At 31.8% G+C, this 17,315-nt stretch carries 15 protein-coding genes; 7 read left to right on the top strand and 8 right to left on the bottom strand.

All coding sequences use genetic code 11. The annotated features are described in order from the left end of the window. Positions 1-87 precede the first annotated feature (87 nt). The 4 genes from QNK89_RS00740 to QNK89_RS00725 all read left to right on the top strand — a co-directional run bounded on the left by QNK89_RS00740 (position 88) and on the right by QNK89_RS00725 (position 3,189). On the top strand, positions 88-567 hold the full coding sequence (locus tag QNK89_RS00740; protein ID WP_340169049.1) for a carboxypeptidase-like regulatory domain-containing protein: 480 nt from the start codon (positions 88-90) through the stop codon (positions 565-567). A 6-nt stretch (positions 568-573) separates the two neighbouring features. Continuing rightward, positions 574-1,167: a hypothetical protein gene (locus QNK89_RS00735; protein ID WP_340169047.1), complete on the top strand. Its 594-nt coding sequence runs from the start codon at positions 574-576 to the stop codon at positions 1,165-1,167. Positions 1,168-1,176: 9 nt separating this feature from the next. After that, on the top strand, positions 1,177-2,667 hold the full coding sequence (locus tag QNK89_RS00730; protein ID WP_340169092.1) for a TonB-dependent receptor: 1,491 nt from the start codon (positions 1,177-1,179) through the stop codon (positions 2,665-2,667). 102 nt (positions 2,668-2,769) lie between these two features. After that, on the top strand, positions 2,770-3,189 hold the full coding sequence (locus QNK89_RS00725) for a hypothetical protein (protein WP_340169045.1): 420 nt from the start codon (positions 2,770-2,772) through the stop codon (positions 3,187-3,189). Between the two features lie 83 nt (positions 3,190-3,272). On the opposite strand, the gene QNK89_RS00720 is transcribed toward QNK89_RS00725, so the two are convergent. The 8 genes from QNK89_RS00720 to panC form a co-directional block, all read right to left on the bottom strand. Next, positions 3,273-3,656 carry a TraR/DksA C4-type zinc finger protein gene (locus QNK89_RS00720; RefSeq protein WP_340169043.1) on the bottom strand — a complete coding sequence of 128 codons (384 nt, stop codon included), beginning with the start codon at positions 3,654-3,656 and terminating at the stop codon, positions 3,273-3,275. Between the two features lie 4 nt (positions 3,657-3,660). Next, on the bottom strand, positions 3,661-7,068 hold the full coding sequence (gene ileS / locus QNK89_RS00715) for an isoleucine--tRNA ligase (protein ID WP_340169041.1): 3,408 nt from the start codon (positions 7,066-7,068) through the stop codon (positions 3,661-3,663). Positions 7,069-7,132: 64 nt separating this feature from the next. Then, a complete protein-coding gene (locus QNK89_RS00710) occupies positions 7,133-7,705 on the bottom strand; it encodes a hypothetical protein (protein WP_340169039.1) in 573 nt (190 codons plus the stop codon). Positions 7,706-7,755: 50 nt separating this feature from the next. Further along, positions 7,756-9,114 (bottom strand): DNA repair protein RadA, encoded by a 1,359-nt coding sequence (gene radA, locus QNK89_RS00705; RefSeq protein ID WP_340169037.1) that lies wholly within the window; start codon positions 9,112-9,114, stop codon positions 7,756-7,758. A gap of 80 nt (positions 9,115-9,194) precedes the next feature. Beyond that, on the bottom strand, positions 9,195-10,340 hold the full coding sequence (locus tag QNK89_RS00700; RefSeq protein ID WP_340169035.1) for an alpha/beta hydrolase-fold protein: 1,146 nt from the start codon (positions 10,338-10,340) through the stop codon (positions 9,195-9,197). A gap of 35 nt (positions 10,341-10,375) precedes the next feature. Continuing rightward, on the bottom strand, positions 10,376-11,329 hold the full coding sequence (locus QNK89_RS00695) for a lysylphosphatidylglycerol synthase transmembrane domain-containing protein (protein ID WP_340169033.1): 954 nt from the start codon (positions 11,327-11,329) through the stop codon (positions 10,376-10,378). Positions 11,330-11,335: 6 nt separating this feature from the next. Beyond that, positions 11,336-11,686 (bottom strand): aspartate 1-decarboxylase, encoded by a 351-nt coding sequence (gene panD / locus QNK89_RS00690; protein WP_340169031.1) that lies wholly within the window; start codon positions 11,684-11,686, stop codon positions 11,336-11,338. Positions 11,687-11,699: 13 nt separating this feature from the next. Continuing rightward, a complete protein-coding gene (panC, locus tag QNK89_RS00685; protein ID WP_340169029.1) occupies positions 11,700-12,548 on the bottom strand; it encodes a pantoate--beta-alanine ligase in 849 nt (282 codons plus the stop codon). A 181-nt stretch (positions 12,549-12,729) separates the two neighbouring features. On the opposite strand from panC, the gene QNK89_RS00680 reads away from it, so the two are divergent. From QNK89_RS00680 to glmS, 3 genes are read left to right on the top strand one after another with little or no spacing between them, the layout of a single operon-like run. Then, entirely contained in the window at positions 12,730-13,536 is an 807-nt protein-coding gene (locus QNK89_RS00680) for a glycogen/starch synthase (RefSeq protein WP_340169027.1), read from the top strand. A gap of 16 nt (positions 13,537-13,552) precedes the next feature. Then, entirely contained in the window at positions 13,553-15,250 is a 1,698-nt protein-coding gene (locus tag QNK89_RS00675; protein ID WP_340169025.1) for a DUF4270 domain-containing protein, read from the top strand. Positions 15,251-15,256: 6 nt separating this feature from the next. Further along, entirely contained in the window at positions 15,257-17,104 is a 1,848-nt protein-coding gene (gene glmS, locus QNK89_RS00670) for a glutamine--fructose-6-phosphate transaminase (isomerizing) (RefSeq protein WP_340169023.1), read from the top strand. The last annotated feature ends 211 nt before the right edge of the window (positions 17,105-17,315 follow it).

Raw genomic sequence — 17,315 nt, 5'->3', positions numbered from 1 at the left:
AATATTAAATCATTAATTATTCTCATTTTTGCCAAAAATTAAACAATTTAACTTTAACCAAACCAAATAAAAAACACAATTAAAATTTTGTTTTTTGCAGTCGCTATTTTAAGTTCTGCAATCACTATGGCCCAAAGTACCGTAACAGGTAAAGTATTTGATGCCGAAATGAATGGCCCTTTACCAGGAGCAAATGTTCTAGAAAAAGGTACTTCAAATGGTACTACAACTGATTTTGAGGGAAATTTTTCTTTGAAAACCCTATCAGATTCAGGTGAAATTGTAATAACCTTTGTAGGTTATGATTCTATGACATCGTCATTTAAAGGAAACACTAATTTAGGAACTAAGCAATTAACTTCAGATAGTTCTTTAGAAGAAGTTGTAATTATTGGATCTGGTGTAATTGATCTTGCAGGATCAAGAGCAACTCCAGTAGCAGTTTCTACAATTAGAGGTAAAGATATTCAACTTAAAGCTGCAGGGAATGTAGAATTTGGTGAAGCAATGAAAAACACACCATCTGTTTATGTGTCTAATCAAGCTGGTGGTTTTGGAGATAGCTAAATATTCTTGCGTGGTTTCGATCAAACAAACACGGCATACTTATTAAACGGACAACCAATTAATGGTATGGAAGACGGTAGAATGTACTGGTCTAACTGGTCTGGAATGAGTGATGTTGCAAACACTGTACAAGTACAACGTGGTTTAGGTTCTTCTAAATTAGCTATTTCTTCTGTTGGTGGTACTGTAAACATTGTATCTAAAACTACAGATAAGAAAAAAGGAGGCTTTGTTAGATTATTAGGTGGTAACGATTCTTACGGTAAAGCTACTGCTTCCTACAACTCAGGTTTACAAGAAAGTGGATGGGCTTACTCTATTTTAGTAGACCATTGGCATGCACACCGTAAGTATTCTGAAGGTACAGCTGGTCAAGGGCAAAACTATTTATTCTCAGTTGGTTATAAGCCAAACGAGAAACATTCATTCAACTTCTTATTAACAGGAGCTCCACAATGGCATGATCAAAATTTTTCTGACGATTTAGAAACTTATGAACAGTATGGTGAAAAATACAATGCAAACTCTGGATTTTTAGATGGAGAGCGTTTTACAGAAAGACGTAACTACTACCACAAACCAGTAGCTAACTTAAACTAGGATTTTAAAATTAAAGATGGTTTATATTTATCTACAGTACTTTACGCTTCCTGGGGACGTGGAGGTGGAACAGGTGGTCTTGGAAGAGGTCGTGTAAGAAATGATGGAGCTGGAGAAAATGGTTTAATTAATTTTGATCAAATTACTCAAAACAACATAGATTCTGCAAATAGCGGAATTGGTAACTTTGGTGATTCTTATTTAAGAAGGTCTTCTGTAAACAACCACAATTGGTATGGTTTATTATCTAACTTAAACATTGAAAAAACCGAAAACCTTTCTTTTAATGTTGGTATAGATGCTAGAACTTACAGAGGAGATCACTTCCGTCAAGTAAATAACTTCTTAGGTTTAACTGGATACAATGATAACTTTAGAACAGATCGTCCAAGTGACTATGTAATATCACAAAGTTTCGAAGCAAACCCTTGTTCTGCTCTATTTGATTTCGCAGATGAAGACCAAAGATATGACCGTGATTATTCTGAAAACATAAACTATATTGGTGGTTTTGCTCAAGCAGAATATAAACAAGATTCATTTTCTGCATTCTTTCAAGGTGCTGTTTCTACTCAATCATACCAAAGAGAAGGTAGGTTAACTGGTCGTGGTGATGGATTAGGGAAGTCTGAAAAAATCTCAAAAGCAGGTTATAATCTTAAAGCAGGTGCGGCTTACAAAATAAACGTTCAACACTCTTTCTTTGCTAATGCTGGTGTATATTCTCGTCAGCCCTTTTTAGATAATATTTTTGCTGATATTAGATATTCTAATAGATTAGTTGAACCAGAAGTAGAAAATGAAGAAATTGTTGGTTTTGAAGGAGGATACAGATTTAAAAATGATGTATTCCGTTTGAACATTGATGTTTATAATACAACTTGGGGAAATAGATTTTTAGCAATAAATGGCCCTCAACAAGCAAACGATGAAACTTCTACCTATAGATTAAATGATGTAACACAAGTTCATAATGGTATTGAGTTTGATATGGAGTACAGAGGTTTCGGTCCTAAACTAAATTTAAAGGCTTATGGTTCTATTGGAAACTGGAAGTATGAAGGAGAAACACCTTACAATTTACAAAATGATGAAACAGGTGATTTTATTACTACAGATGGTAAAGTTAATTTAACTAATGTAAAAATTGGTAATGCACCACAAACATCATTTGGTCTTGGATTAAGAACTCAATTATTTAAAGGTTTTTCTGCAGATTTAGATTATAACCTTTACACAGATTTATATGAATTTGTTGATCCTGCAGATGTTGCAGCTGATGCTTTAGCCGGAAGAACTTACAATTCTGTAAGATTACCTGCTTATACTTTAGCTGATGCTGGTGTAACATATAACTTCGATTTAGGAGCTAACAAAATGACTTTTAGAGCAAATGTTTTTAACTTATTTAACAAAGCTTATATTAATCAAAGAGATGCTTTTGGTTACTACTTAGGAATAGGAAGAACATTTAATGCAAGTATGCGTTATAACTTCTAATTTCTATATAAATAGAAAAAATAAACCGCTTCTTAAATGGGAGCGGTTTTTTTATGACTAATAATTACTACATTTGTTTTATAACTAATAAAAACACAGATTATGTTTAAAATATTGCACTCTTACTGGGCTTACCTTGTTTTTTTTATGATGGTAATCGCTACAGCAAATGCACTAATAAAATATTTTGGCAAAAAAGAATACGAAGCTAGAGATTTTAGGTTAGCACTTTTTACACTTATTGTCTCCCATATTCAATTATTAATTGGTATTGCTTTATGGTTTACACAAGATTATTTTGGTGAAAGTTCCATGAAAGAAGTTATGGGAAACTCTGCATTACGATCTAACGCAGTAGAACACCCAATAGCTATGATTTTAGCTGTTGTTTTTATTACTATTGGTTACTCTAAACATAAAAAGAAATTAACCTCAGCAGGAAAATTAAAACCTTTGGCTATCTTTTATACACTAGCACTTGTTTTAGTATTAGCAAAAATTCCTTGGAACACTTGGTTTTAAAACAACATAGTTTAAATAAAAAAACGCCAACTTAAAAAGTTGGCGTTTTTTTATTTAAGAGAATTCTTGCTTATGCAGGAATATTATTTTTGCATATTCTTAGCTTCTATACTTAAAGTAGCATGAGGAACTAGTTCTAATCGCTTTGGGTTTATAAGTTTTCCTGTAACACGACAAACACCATAACTTTTATTCTCTACTCTAATTAATGCGTGTTTAAGATCGCGAATAAATTTTTCTTGTCTAATCGCTAGAGCAGAATTAGATTCTTTACTGTTGACTATACTACCTTCGTCAAAGGCCTTAAATTGAGGAGACGTATCTTCTGTACCATTATTATGGTCATTCATGTATGCGCTTTTAATAAGCTCTAAATCGTGTTGTGCACTTTTTATTTTGTCAAGAATAAGCGTTTTAAATTCTGCTAACTCTTTATCTGAATATCTAACTGTGTGTTCTGTTGCCATACTATTAATTTTTTGTAATAAATAACTTTGTATTTATAGTGTCGAATGCAATATCTATACCATTATTTACTTGTTCTACAATCTCTAGACTATCTGTTAAAGTTTCAGCCTTAATATAATCTAAATTGGTTTTTACTGCTTTAATAATTTCCTCATGCTCTTGTAGTTCTACAGATATACGATCTGTAACTTCAAATCCTGAATCTTTTCGTAAATTTTGTATACGGTTTACTAGCTCTCGAGCAATACCTTCTTCACGTAATTCTTCAGAAATGGTAACATCTAATGCTACTGTAATAGCGCCTTCATTTGCTACAAGCCATCCTTCAATGTCTTGAGATGTAATTTCAACATCACCGAATTCTAAAGTAATAATTTTTCCATTACAATCGACATCTAAACTACCTTTTTGTTCAATACTTTTAATATCTTCTGAAGTCATTTGTTGAATCTGACCTGCAATCAATTTCATATCCTTACCAAAACGAGGCCCTAAAGCTTTAAAATTAGGCTTTATTTGCTTTACTAAAATATCTGAAGCATCTTCTAAAATTTCAACTTCTTTAATGTTTACTTCACTTTTAATTAAATTAGCTACTGCTAGAATTTCTTCCTTTTGTTGAGCGGAATCTACAGGTATCATTATCTTTTGTAGTGGCTGGCGCACTTTAATTTTCTCCTTAGCTCTTAACGACAATACTAAAGACGATATTGTTTGCGCATTTTCCATTTTACGTTCTAATGACTTGTCAATAAAACTAGCATCAGACACTGGGAAATTAGCTAAATGTACACTTTCAAATGTTTCTTTTTTACTAATAGAATTTAAATCTAAATACAGTTTATCCATAAAAAATGGTGCAATTGGAGCGCCAAGTTTTGCTATGGTTACCATACACGTATACAATGTTTGGTATGCTGATATTTTATCTTGTTGGTAATCTCCTTTCCAGAAACGTCTTCTACTTAAACGCACATACCAGTTACTTAAATAATCTTGTGTAAAATTAGAAATAGCACGCGCTGCTTTTGTTGGCTCGTACTCTGCATAATAATCGTCTACTTTTTGAATTAATGTATTTAATTCTGAAAGAATCCATCTATCAATTTCTGGTCTATCTATTAAAGCAATATCTGCTTCAGCATAGGTAAATTTATCAATATTGGTATATAGTTGAAAGAATGAATAGGTATTATAAAGCGTACCAAAAAACTTACGCTTAACCTCTTCTATTCCTTCTAAATCGAATTTTAAATTATCCCATGGATTTGCGTTAGAAATCATATACCATCGCGTCGCATCTGCTCCATAAGTATCTAAAGTCTCGAAAGGATCTGTGGCATTCCCAAGACGTTTAGACATTTTTTGTCCGTTTTTGTCTAAAACTAAACCATTAGAAACTACGTTTTTATAAGCAGCTGAATCAAAAACCATAGTTGCAATAGCATGCAATGTATAAAACCAACCTCGTGTTTGGTCTACACCTTCCGCAATAAAATCTGCTGGAAACGATTTATTATCATCTATTTTATCTTTGTTTTCAAACGGATAATGCCATTGTGCGTAGGGCATAGAACCAGAATCGAACCAGACATCAATTAAATCGCTTTCACGCTTCATTGGTTGTCCGCTTTCTGAAACTAATACAATCTCATCAACGATATTTTTATGTAAATCTATTTTCGCATAATTTTCTTCGGAATTATTTCCAATTTCGAAATCTGCGAAGATATCAGCTTTTAAAACGCCAGCCTCAACAGCACGTTGCATTTCATTTTTAAGCTCTTCAACAGAACCTATACAAATTTCCTCTTTACCATCTTCTGTTCTCCAGATTGGTAATGGAATTCCCCAATAACGAGAACGCGATAAGTTCCAGTCGTTGGCATTGGCTAACCAGTTTCCAAAACGACCTGTTCCAGTAGATTCTGGTTTCCAATTAATACTGGTGTTAAGTTCGTGCATACGTCCTTTAACATCTGTAACTTTTATAAACCAAGAATCTAATGGATAGTATAGAATTGGTTTGTCTGTTCTCCAACAATGTGGATAGTTATGCTTATATTTTTCAACCTTAAAGGCTTTATTTTCTTCTTTTAACTTAATGGCAAGCTCTACGTCTATTGAGCGTTCTGGTGCTTCGCCATCATTATAATATTCGTTCTTAACGTATTTTCCACCAAACTCTTTCATTTCTGGTCTAAAGCGACCTTGTAAGTCTACAAGTGGTACTAAGTTATCGTTCTCATCTTTTACTAAAAGCGGTGGAATTTCTGGTGTTGCTTGTTTTGCTACCAGAGCATCATCTGCTCCAAAAGTTGGTGCAGTATGTACTATTCCTGTTCCATCTTCGGTCGTTACAAAATCTCCAGATATTACTCTAAAAGCATTTTCTAGATTATCGTTTGGCAATGCATATGGTAAAAGTTGTTCGTATTTTATACCAACAAGGTCTTTTCCTTTAAATTCTTTTACTACAAAATATGGGATTTTTTTGTCGCCATCTTTGTAGTTTAAAAGTGCTGATTTTTCTTCAACTTGCACGTTAGCTTTTCCTCCAAATTGTTTTCCTACTAATGGTTTTGCTAAAATGACATTGATAGGTTTAAATGTATATTGATTATACGTTTCTACTAAAACATAATCTATTTTTGGGCCAACTGTTAATGCAGTATTACTTGGCAACGTCCAAGGTGTAGTAGTCCAAGCTATAAAATGAATATCCCCTTCGTTTTGTAAAAAATCTGGCAATGTATTTTGTAAAGCTTTAAATTGAGCTACTACTGTGGTATCTGTTACATCTTGATATGCTCCTGGTTGGTTAACTTCGTGAGAACTTAAACCGGTTCCTGCTTTTGGAGAATAAGGCTGTATGGTATAGCCTTTATACATTAAGTTTTTAGTGTAAATTTCTTTTAATAACCACCATACTGTTTCCATATACTTAGGCTCGTAGGTAATGTATGGATCATCCATATCTACCCAATAACCCATTTTTTGTGTTAGGTTATTCCAAACATCTGTATAACGCATAACAGCTTTTCTACAGGCTGCATTATAATCTTCTACAGAAATAGTTTTACCAATATCTTCTTTAGTAATCCCTAATTCTTTTTCTACACCTAACTCTATTGGTAATCCATGAGTATCCCATCCTGCTTTACGCTTTACTTGGAAACCTTTCATGGTTTTATAACGTGGAAAAATATCTTTTATAGCGCGAGCTAAAACATGGTGTACTCCAGGTAAACCGTTTGCGCTTGGTGGACCTTCAAAAAATACATAAGGTTCTGCAGTTTCACGAGTTGTTACACTCTTTTCGAAGATGTTATTTTCTTGCCAATACTTAAGAATTTCTTCTGCTACGTTTGGTAAGTTAAGTCCTTTATATTCAGGGAATCCTGCACTCATTTTTTCTAATTTCTATATGAAAAGCGAATTTAAGGAATTTTGTGAAAAAAGAGGTTATAATTAGTTAACAGAAATAAACTTGAAAAATTTCATCATCGCACAAATCGTTGTAAAATTGAACTATTTCTATTGCTCTCTTTTTAGAATATTTCTTACTATTTATTTTTTCTACTAAGGTTGGACAATCTTGAAAATACTTAGCTGCTTCTTTATAATAAAACCTATTATTGAGTTTAACAACTAATTTTTGATTTGGCTTTCTTATATAATAATGGTATTTGTTTTTTTTAGACACTTCATTATAATACCCTCCAAATCTATTATCGTTTGGAAACAATCCTCTTCTATTAAAAACATAATAGTCTATAGACTTGTATAAATTTACATTTCCTTTTTCGACAACTTCTAATAATAATGGATGCTGTTTGCCTTTTATAAGATATTGATATTCGTATCTAATATCTGTATCAAACCCATGAAAAGTTATAGCCTTAACCATTATATCTTTCCACTCATCTGGATCATCTTCTAAAGTTAATCTGAATTCAATATTTCTATTGTGAGTTATGCTAGCATATCCTTTTAATGTAGTTCCATCTCTAAAAAATAAAGTCGCTTCTTGATCTTGACTATACAAGTAAAAGGAACAAAATAAAAAAAAGAATATTATAATTTTTCTCATGTAGACTAAACTAAAAAATCTACTAAATCTTCAATCTTAGAAATTAACTGAACTTTTATTTGAGTGTCCTTTAAAGATATCTTATTGTATTTTGATACAAATATTGTTGAAAAACCAAGTTTTTCGGCTTCCAAAATACGCTGTTCAACACGTTGTACTGGTCTTATTTCACCAGACAAACCAACTTCTGCAGCAAAACAATAATTTGCAGGCAAAGCTTCATCCTCATTTGAGGATAAAATGGAAGCAACTACTGCTAAATCTATTGCTGGATCGTCTACAGTTATGCCACCTGTAATATTTAAAAACACATCTTTTGCACCTAAACGGAAACCAGCTCGTTTTTCTAAAACAGCTAAAAGCATGTTTAATCGCTTGGCATTAAAACCGGTTGCACTACGTTGTGGAGTTCCATAAACTGCTGTACTCACTAAGGCTTGCACTTCTATCATTAATGGTCGCATGCCTTCTAAGGTTGCAGCAATAGCGTTTCCAGAAAGTTCTTCGTCTTTTTTAGAAATTAATATTTCACTAGGATTACTCACTTCTCTTAAACCAGAACCTTGCATTTCATATATACCAAGCTCATTTGTAGAACCAAAACGGTTTTTTTGAGCGCGTAAAATTCTAAACACATGGTTTCTATCTCCTTCAAATTGTAACACAGTATCTACCATGTGTTCCAATATTTTGGGTCCTGCTATATTACCATCTTTTGTAATATGACCAATTAAAACTACAGGTGTATTGGTCTCTTTTGCAAATTTTATGAGTTCTGAAGTACATTCTTTTACTTGCGAAATACTTCCGCTTGAAGATTCTATATAATCGCTATGTAATGTTTGTATGGAGTCTATAATAACAATATCTGGCTCTAAAGCTTCTATTTGCTTAAATATATTCTGAGTTTTTGTTTCTGTAAGAATATAGCAACTGTCGTTATCTGGATTTATACGTTCTGCACGCATTTTTATTTGTTTCTGGCTTTCTTCTCCAGAAACATATAAAGTTTTATAGGGCAGTTTTAAAGAAATTTGAAGTAACAATGTGCTTTTTCCTATTCCTGGTTCTCCACCCAAAAGCGTTAATGAACCTGGAACAATACCACCACCAAGAACACGGTTAAACTCCTGATCTAAAGTGTCTAATCTTGCTTCTTTAGACGAATCAATTTGCTTTATTGTAAGCGGTTTTGATGTTCGCTTTTGAGTGTTTGTTGGTGTTTTCCAATCGCTTTTTTCTGGCTTTTGTATTACCTCTTCAACAATTGTATTCCACTCTTTACAAGCTGTACATTGTCCTTGCCATTTAGAATATTGTGTGCCACAACTTTGGCAAAAAAAAGTAGTTTTAACTTTAGCCATATTTATTTTCCCTAGGAATGAGAATGTTAATTATAAAGTTTAATATTATTCTTGTTGTAACCTAAAAAAGTACCGTTTTATTAGTATCCGAAATCTACTTTAATTTGCTCGGCAAGCTCTAAAACATGGTCTTTTGTTATACCAGCCGCTTCTTCTAGTATGTATGCAGATTGGTATGTTTTCATTGCTTTTTTAGTATCTCCTTTCTCTTCGTAATAGCGTCCTAAATAGTAATTCCCAAGTAAAGTGTTTGGATATTCTTTTCTAGCTAATTTACCAAGAGGTTCGTAATATTCAAATTTTTTAGATTTATTTATTGCTGCTGCAACAGCTCTAAAATCGTTTATAAGTATTTGTTTTTTTATTCCAAAAAGATCCTCGATTGTATCATATTTTTCGACTAAATAATCTACTGGAGAAGTCTCTAACTTTGAAAGTGTATCCTTATATTCTTTTTTAGATATTGGCCTAAAGACAAAGAAAATACTCTCTAATGCTTTTGGGATTGCGTGAGCTGGAAGCGAATAATGTGTTGGTCCTTTAAAATTATCGAAAGTGCGTAAAACATTTTTATTTTCTATTCCTTTTATGGCATTATTTAAAGCTAAGGTTTCTATATTTATATTTTTATCATCGTTGTTAGACGTTGCTAAATAATAGAATGTTTTTGTTGTAATATTTGGAAGCCTTTCGGTTAAAAAAGCTTGCATATCTGGAGCTAAATCTGGGCTTAGACTTACATAAGCATTAAATAATGGTATCTCTTTTAGTAAATAATAATTTATAAAATTTGCAGTAATACCATGTCCAACAGCCACTTTAAATTTTTCTGTTCTATATGTTTTTTCAATATATGGAATAAGTTCCATACCTATAAACTCAAAAAAAGCTGCACCTCCTTCTATTGGTAATGAGTTTAATTCTGAATATGTAGTGTCGTCTGTTCTTTTATTAAATTGATTAACACCTACTACTATTGCTTCTGGAATATCTTCCCAATAGGAAGAATATTCTACATTTCCTGCAACAATTTCGAACATATAATCGCCATCTAAAACCACAATTATTGGATAACTTTTATCGCTTGATTGATAACTTCTAGGGAGTTGTATTTTTATTTCTCTAGCCTCAGCTAATCTTTCTGAATTAAAACTTTTATAGGTGACTTGAGCAGAAATTAATTGAACTGAAAAAAGTATAACGAAAAGGAATAAAATACGTTTCATAGTAGATTTATAAAATTAGAAATGCAATGTACAAATTATTTCTTTCTATTGTAAATAGGGAGAAATATGAAAGAAAGTGTGCCAAAAATTATTATCATAACAGTTTGAGATGTCCACATAATCCATCCAAAAGCCAAACTAGGTACTGAGGCAATACCAAAGACCATAAACGCCTTCATTACTGCTACTGGATAAACAAATATTCCACCATTTGTGGCTGCAATTGTAAAACTTGCCGCAATAAAAGCAACAAGTACTGCGCCAATGGTAATGTTATCTAAATCTGGTAAAGCAAGCGTTGTTAAATAAAACATAAGAACATACATAGCCCAAATAAATAATGTATGGAATATAAATGTCCATTTGTTTTTCAGTTTAAAAATACTAAGAACACCTTCTATTAAGCCACTTAAAAAACCCTTAATTTTTAATGCAATTTTAGATTTACTTCTTTTTAGAATAATAAAGATTAGGACAAACGCTACTATTCCTAGTATTGCTATTAAAATAAGTTTTTTAGGGTCTATAGATTGACTAAGCAATTCGTAGATATAATCAAACTGAATAATTAAAGTAAAACCTATGATACCTAACATAACAATTAAATCTGCCATGCGCTCTGCTACAATTGTACCAAAACTTTTCTCGAAAGGTACATTCTCATAATTAGTTAAAACTGCTGCACGTAAAACTTCTCCAGATCTTGGTATACCATAATTGGCTAAATAAGTAATAAAAACGCCCATTATACTATTTGGAAATCTTAGTGTATAACCCATAGGCTCTAGAAGATATTTCCATCTGTAAGCTCTAGATAAATGACTTAATAAACCAAAAAACATACCTAGTAAAATCCACCAATAATTTGCAGACTTAAAATAAGGAAGAATTTCTTTTACAGGTAATTGTGTGAATGTGTACCAACCAAAACAGATTGCAAGTAAAAATGGAAGACCAATTTTGAGAATTTTTTTGAAGGTGCTATTCAAGACTTATTATTTTAACAAATTGGTAGCTTCATCTGGAAACACCAAAGATGGTTTAAAAACTTTAGCCTCTTCAATATCCATAAAACAATAAGTAATTAATATTAAAACATCTCCAGGAGAAACCAGTCTTGCTGCTGCACCGTTTAATGTAATTTCACCACTTTTTCGTGGACCAGGAATGGCATAAGTTACTAAACGAGCTCCATTATTATTATTTACAATTTGAACTTTCTCTCCTTGTATAATGTTAGCAGCATCCATTAAATCTTCATCAATAGTTATACTACCAATGTAATTTAGGTCTGCTCCTGTTACTTTTACTCTATGAATTTTAGATTTTACTACTTGTATTTGCATTTTGCAAAGATAATTAATTAAGCGCGATATTGTCTATTAATCTTATGTCATCTGCATAAGCTGCAACAAACGCACGATACTGTTTAGATTTGGATTTCCTTTTTACGTTTTTTAAGGTTGTAATACCTGCAATTACAAAATATTCAAGTTCTAGAAACTTGTTTTTAGCAAATTGTTTTTCTACCCATTCCGTTACTTGTTTAGCACTTTTTGTGCCAAACCTCTCTTTAGATTCTGTTAAAATTTTAAATATAAAAGGTGCTGCTTTCTTATACTCTGGTTTTAACCTTTCGTTTCTTGAGCTATATGCTAGACCATTAACTTCTCTGTATATTTCGCAACCTTTTACAGTAACAGGTATTTTATACTTTTGAGCTAATTTTTTAATAATTGCTAATTGCTGAAAATCCTTTTCACCAAAATAAGCATTGTTAGGTGTTATAATTTCAAATAGCCTTTTTACAATTGTTCCAACACCATCAAAATGACCTTGCCTAAATTTACCTTCCATTTCAAATTCTATACCATCAAAACTAAAATGTTCTGCTTTGGTATTACCCTCATAAATATCTTGAACGCTCGGTGCATAAACCAAAATAGTCTTAGAAACTGTTCCTAAAAGAGAAACATCTCTTTCTAATGTTCTGGGATACTTTTTAAGATCTTCGACATTATCAAACTGAGTTGGGTTTACAAAAATACTAACCACGCAAACATCATTTTCTTCTAGTGCTCTTTTTACTAAAGACAAATGACCATTATGCAATGCTCCCATAGTTGGAACAAAACCAAAAGTTGTTCCTTTTGCTTTTTTCTTAGAAATATGGTCCTGAATTTCGGTTTTGTTGTTAAAAACTATCATTTTTAATATAAAATTAACGCGTGCAAACTTAATATATTAGTCGCAATCTGCATAAAATTTTGTACTTTTGTATTTTTATTTTTATTTTTAAGCGCTTTTGTAACGTTTGTTCGATAAAAACTAGAAAATGAGAAGGTTAAACAATTTTACCTTGAAAATTAATATCGATTAAAACTAACGTATGAAAGATAAGAGAATATTATATGTGTCGTCTGAAGTGGTACCATATTTGCCAGAAACCGAGATTTCTTCAATGTCGTTTGAAACGCCAAGAATGGTAAACCAACAAGGTGGCCAAATTAGAATATTCATGCCTAGATATGGAAATATTAATGAAAGAAGACACCAATTGCATGAGGTAATTAGACTTTCTGGAATTAATTTAGTGATCAATGATTTAGATATGCCTTTAATTATAAAAGTGGCATCAATACCTAAAGAGCGTATTCAGGTTTATTTTACAGATAATGATGAATACTTTAAAAGAAAAGCAACATTAACAGATGAGGATGGGAAATTATTTCCAGATAATGATGAACGCGCTATTTTCTTTGCAAAAGGCGTTATAGAAACTGTTAAAAAATTAAATTGGGCACCAGACATTATTCATGTTCATGGTTGGCTTGCTGCACTACTACCATTGTATCTAAAGCAATTTTATAAAGACGAACCATTATTTAACGAAAGTAAAATTGTGACTTCTGTATACAATCAAAGCTTTGAAAACACGTTAAATAAAGACCTAATTAATAAAGTAGCTTTCGATAATATCGATAAAGATGCTCTAAAAACATTAGAAAATCCTACTTATAATAATTTAATGAAGGTTGCTATTGATAATTCAGATGCTTTAATAATTGGTTCAGCAGAAATCCCTAAAGAACTAGAAGACTATTTAAAAAAGGCAGACAAACCTGTTTTAGATTTTAAAGAAAAAGATGAGTTTGCAGAAGCTTACACGACATTTTATAATGAAAGTGTTTTATAACACGAGAAGAAATTTTATGAAAAAAACAATTAAAAGCCTTAAATCTATTGGTTTACTTGGCTTAATTTTAATAATCTCAATATCTTGTGATAACGATTTTTCGAATATTGAAAGTGACATTCAGGGCATAAAAAACTTTGATGCAACAAGTAAACTATTTCCATTTGTTACAAGAACAAAAACTTTTACTCCTTTTACTCCAAGCGGAACTAATGATGTTGTTGGAGTTCAAACAAATGGATTGAACGGAAATCTTCTAGGTGTGTATAGAAACCCAACTGCTGCTTTAGGAACCACAGTAGCAAGTGTAATATCCCAAATTACTCCAACAACCTACAATCCAGATTTTGGAGAAGCAAATAGAAGTGTAGAATCTGTATATTTAACAATTCCATATTATTCTACTGGAGAAAGCACAGATGAAGATGGCAATAATACTTACAGTTTAGATTCTATTGTAGGTGATACAGATAAAGCTTTTAAGCTATCTATCTATAGAAGTAATTATGTACTTCAAGATTTAGATCCAAATTTAGATTTTCAAAGCACGCAATGTTACTATTCAAATCAAAGTCAATTATTTGAATCTAACTTAGCTGCTTCAAATTTAATATACCAAGACAACAACTTTAAAATTAGTAATGTAGAACACATTACAATAGAGCAAGACGATGAAGGTAATGATGAAGTAACAGAACGTTTTACACCTGGAATTAGAGTAAACTTACTAGACTCTAGTCCAGATAACCTTAACACTAATGTCGCGCTTTGGGAAAATATTTTCTTTGCAAATCAAGGCAGTAGTATTTTAAGTACTAGAAGTAATTTTAAAGATTTTTTTAGAGGTTTAGTTATAAAAGTAGAGCCTCCAAGCGCAACAGATCCAGATGGAAGTTTAACACATTTAAACTTTAATGCAGGAAACATCCTTTTTAACTACACAAATCAAGAAGAAATTGATGCCGAAGAAGCAGGAGAACCTTATGATGCAAGAAACGCAACAGTTTACAGACTAGAATTTAATGGTAATAGAGTAAACACTTTCGATAGAATAAATGTTGAAGACCATGACGGAGAAGAAGAAAACTTGTATTTAAATGGAACCGAAGGTTCTATGGCTGTTTTAGAATTATTCTCAGGCGATATTGAAAATGAAGATGGAGATTTAGTACCTACTTTCGATTATTTCTATGGTAAAAAAGATAAATGGTTAATTAATGAAGCCAATTTGGTGTTTTATGTAAATGAAGACTTACTTAACGATTCAAGATCAGAAAATGATGAACCTAATCGTTTAACACTTTACGATTTAAAAAACAATACTCCTATTATAGATTATTTCTTAGATGGCTCAACAAATACAATTCAGCCTACCTTTTCTAAAACAGGTTATTCTGAAGTTCTTACCAGAGATTCTAATAACAATGAAAAAGGAGTAAGGTATAAAATTAGATTAACTGCTCATATTACAAATATTTTGCAAAGTGATTCTACCAATGTAAAATTAGGATTATTTATTGCAAATAATATAAATGTTTTATCGCAGTCTAAAATACAAGGAATAAATAATGATGATGATGATAGCACATTAGATATTGTACCAAGTACAAATATTTTAAGCCCTAAAGGCACAATTCTTCATGGAAACGATATAAACATCAATACAGAATTGAGAGCTAAATTCGAAATTTTTTATACAGAACCAGAAAATTAATAATATATGTGTGGTATAGTTGGCTATATTGGCAAAAAAGAAGCTTATCCTATAGTTCTTGAAGGACTTAAAAGACTAGAATATAGAGGTTATGATAGCGCTGGAATTGCTTTGTTTGATGGTGAAAATTTAAGACTATCTAAAACAAAAGGTAAAGTTTCAGACTTAGAAAAAAGAGTAAATCAAGATATGGCTACCAATGGACACGTTGGTATTGGTCATACACGTTGGGCTACACATGGCGTGCCTAACGATGTAAACTCTCATCCACACTATTCTAATTCTGGAGATTTAGTAATCATCCATAACGGTATTATAGAAAACTATGCTTCAATTAAAAAAGAGCTAATAAAAAGAGGTTACACTTTTACATCTGATACAGATACAGAGGTATTGATTAATCTTATCGAAGACGTTAAAAAGAACGAAAAAGTAAAACTAGGTAAAGCTGTTCAAATAACATTAAACCAAGTTATTGGCGCTTATGCTATTGCTGTTTTTGATAAAAATAAACCAGATGAAATAGTAGTTGCTAAACTAGGAAGCCCTCTAGCAATTGGTGTTGGAGATGATGAGTTTTTTATTGCTAGTGATGCAACACCTTTTTTAGAGTACACTAAAAAAACCATATATCTTGAAGATGAAGAAATGGCAATAGTAAGATTAAAAAAAGGAATAAAAATTAGAAAAATTAAAGATGATTCTCTAGTAGATCCATACATACAAGAGCTTAAACTTAATTTAGAACAAATAGTAAAAGGTGGTTATGAGCATTTTATGCTTAAAGAAATACATGAACAACCAGAAGCTATAAAAGACACTTACAGAGGAAGGTTACGTGTAAAAGAAGGTCTTATAAGAATGGCTGGAATAGACGATAATCTTGAACGATTTTTAAATGCTAATAGAATTATATTAATCGCTTGTGGAACATCTTGGCATGCAGGATTAGTAGCTGAATATATATTTGAAGATTTAGCAAGAATTCCAGTTGAAGTTGAATATGCCTCTGAATTTAGATATAGAAACCCAGTAATTACAGAAAAAGACGTTGTTATTGCTATTTCTCAATCTGGAGAAACTGCAGATACATTAGCAGCAATAAAATTAGCTAAATCTAAAGGAGCATTTGTATTTGGAGTTTGTAACGTTATTGGATCGTCTATCGCTAGAGAAACTTATGCAGGAGCTTATACTCATGCTGGACCAGAAATTGGTGTTGCTTCTACTAAAGCATTCACAACACAAATTACAGTATTAACTCTAATTGCTTTAAAACTAGCAAAAGAAAAAGGTACTATCTCTAAACCAGATTTCCAACATCACCTTCAAGAGTTAGAACTAATTCCTGGTAAAGTAGAAAAAGCTTTATTACAAGACGAACACATAAAAGCAATAGCCAGTATCTATAAAGATGCAAAGAACTGTTTATACTTAGGACGTGGATTTAATTTTCCAGTAGCATTAGAAGGCGCTTTAAAACTTAAAGAAATTTCTTATATACATGCTGAAGGTTATCCTGCTGCAGAAATGAAACATGGTCCTATTGCATTAATTGATGAACAAATGCCTGTTTTTGTAATAGCTACTAAGAGAGGTCATTATGAAAAAGTGGTTAGTAATATTCAAGAAATAAAATCTAGAAAAGGAAAAATTATAGGTATTGTAACAGAAGGAGATGTTGATGTAACAGAATTAGCAGACCATGTAATTGAAGTACCCGAAACACTTGAGTCATTAACTCCATTATTAACAACAATACCATTTCAATTACTGTCTTATCACATAGCAGTAATGTTAGATAGAAATGTAGATCAACCTAGAAATCTAGCAAAATCTGTAACGGTGGAGTAGTGACACGTGACATTTACTCTTACTCCTATAAACTACTCGTAACATTCTCAATATCAATAAGAACTACCCATCTTTGGAGTTCTTCATATTCCGATTATCAACAGTACTTGTTTGATAGAATAAGGGGTTTTAAGGAACATTTTCTTACCCCTATTGGATACAGAAAGATATCTCAAATCTTCAATAAGGAGGGGTTAAAAACACCTCGTGG

Origin of the sequence: Lacinutrix sp. (assembly GCF_037625555.1) — a bacterium.
In the GTDB taxonomy this organism is placed as follows: domain Bacteria; phylum Bacteroidota; class Bacteroidia; order Flavobacteriales; family Flavobacteriaceae; genus Lacinutrix.
This window is presented reverse-complemented; position numbering and strand designations above follow the sequence as displayed.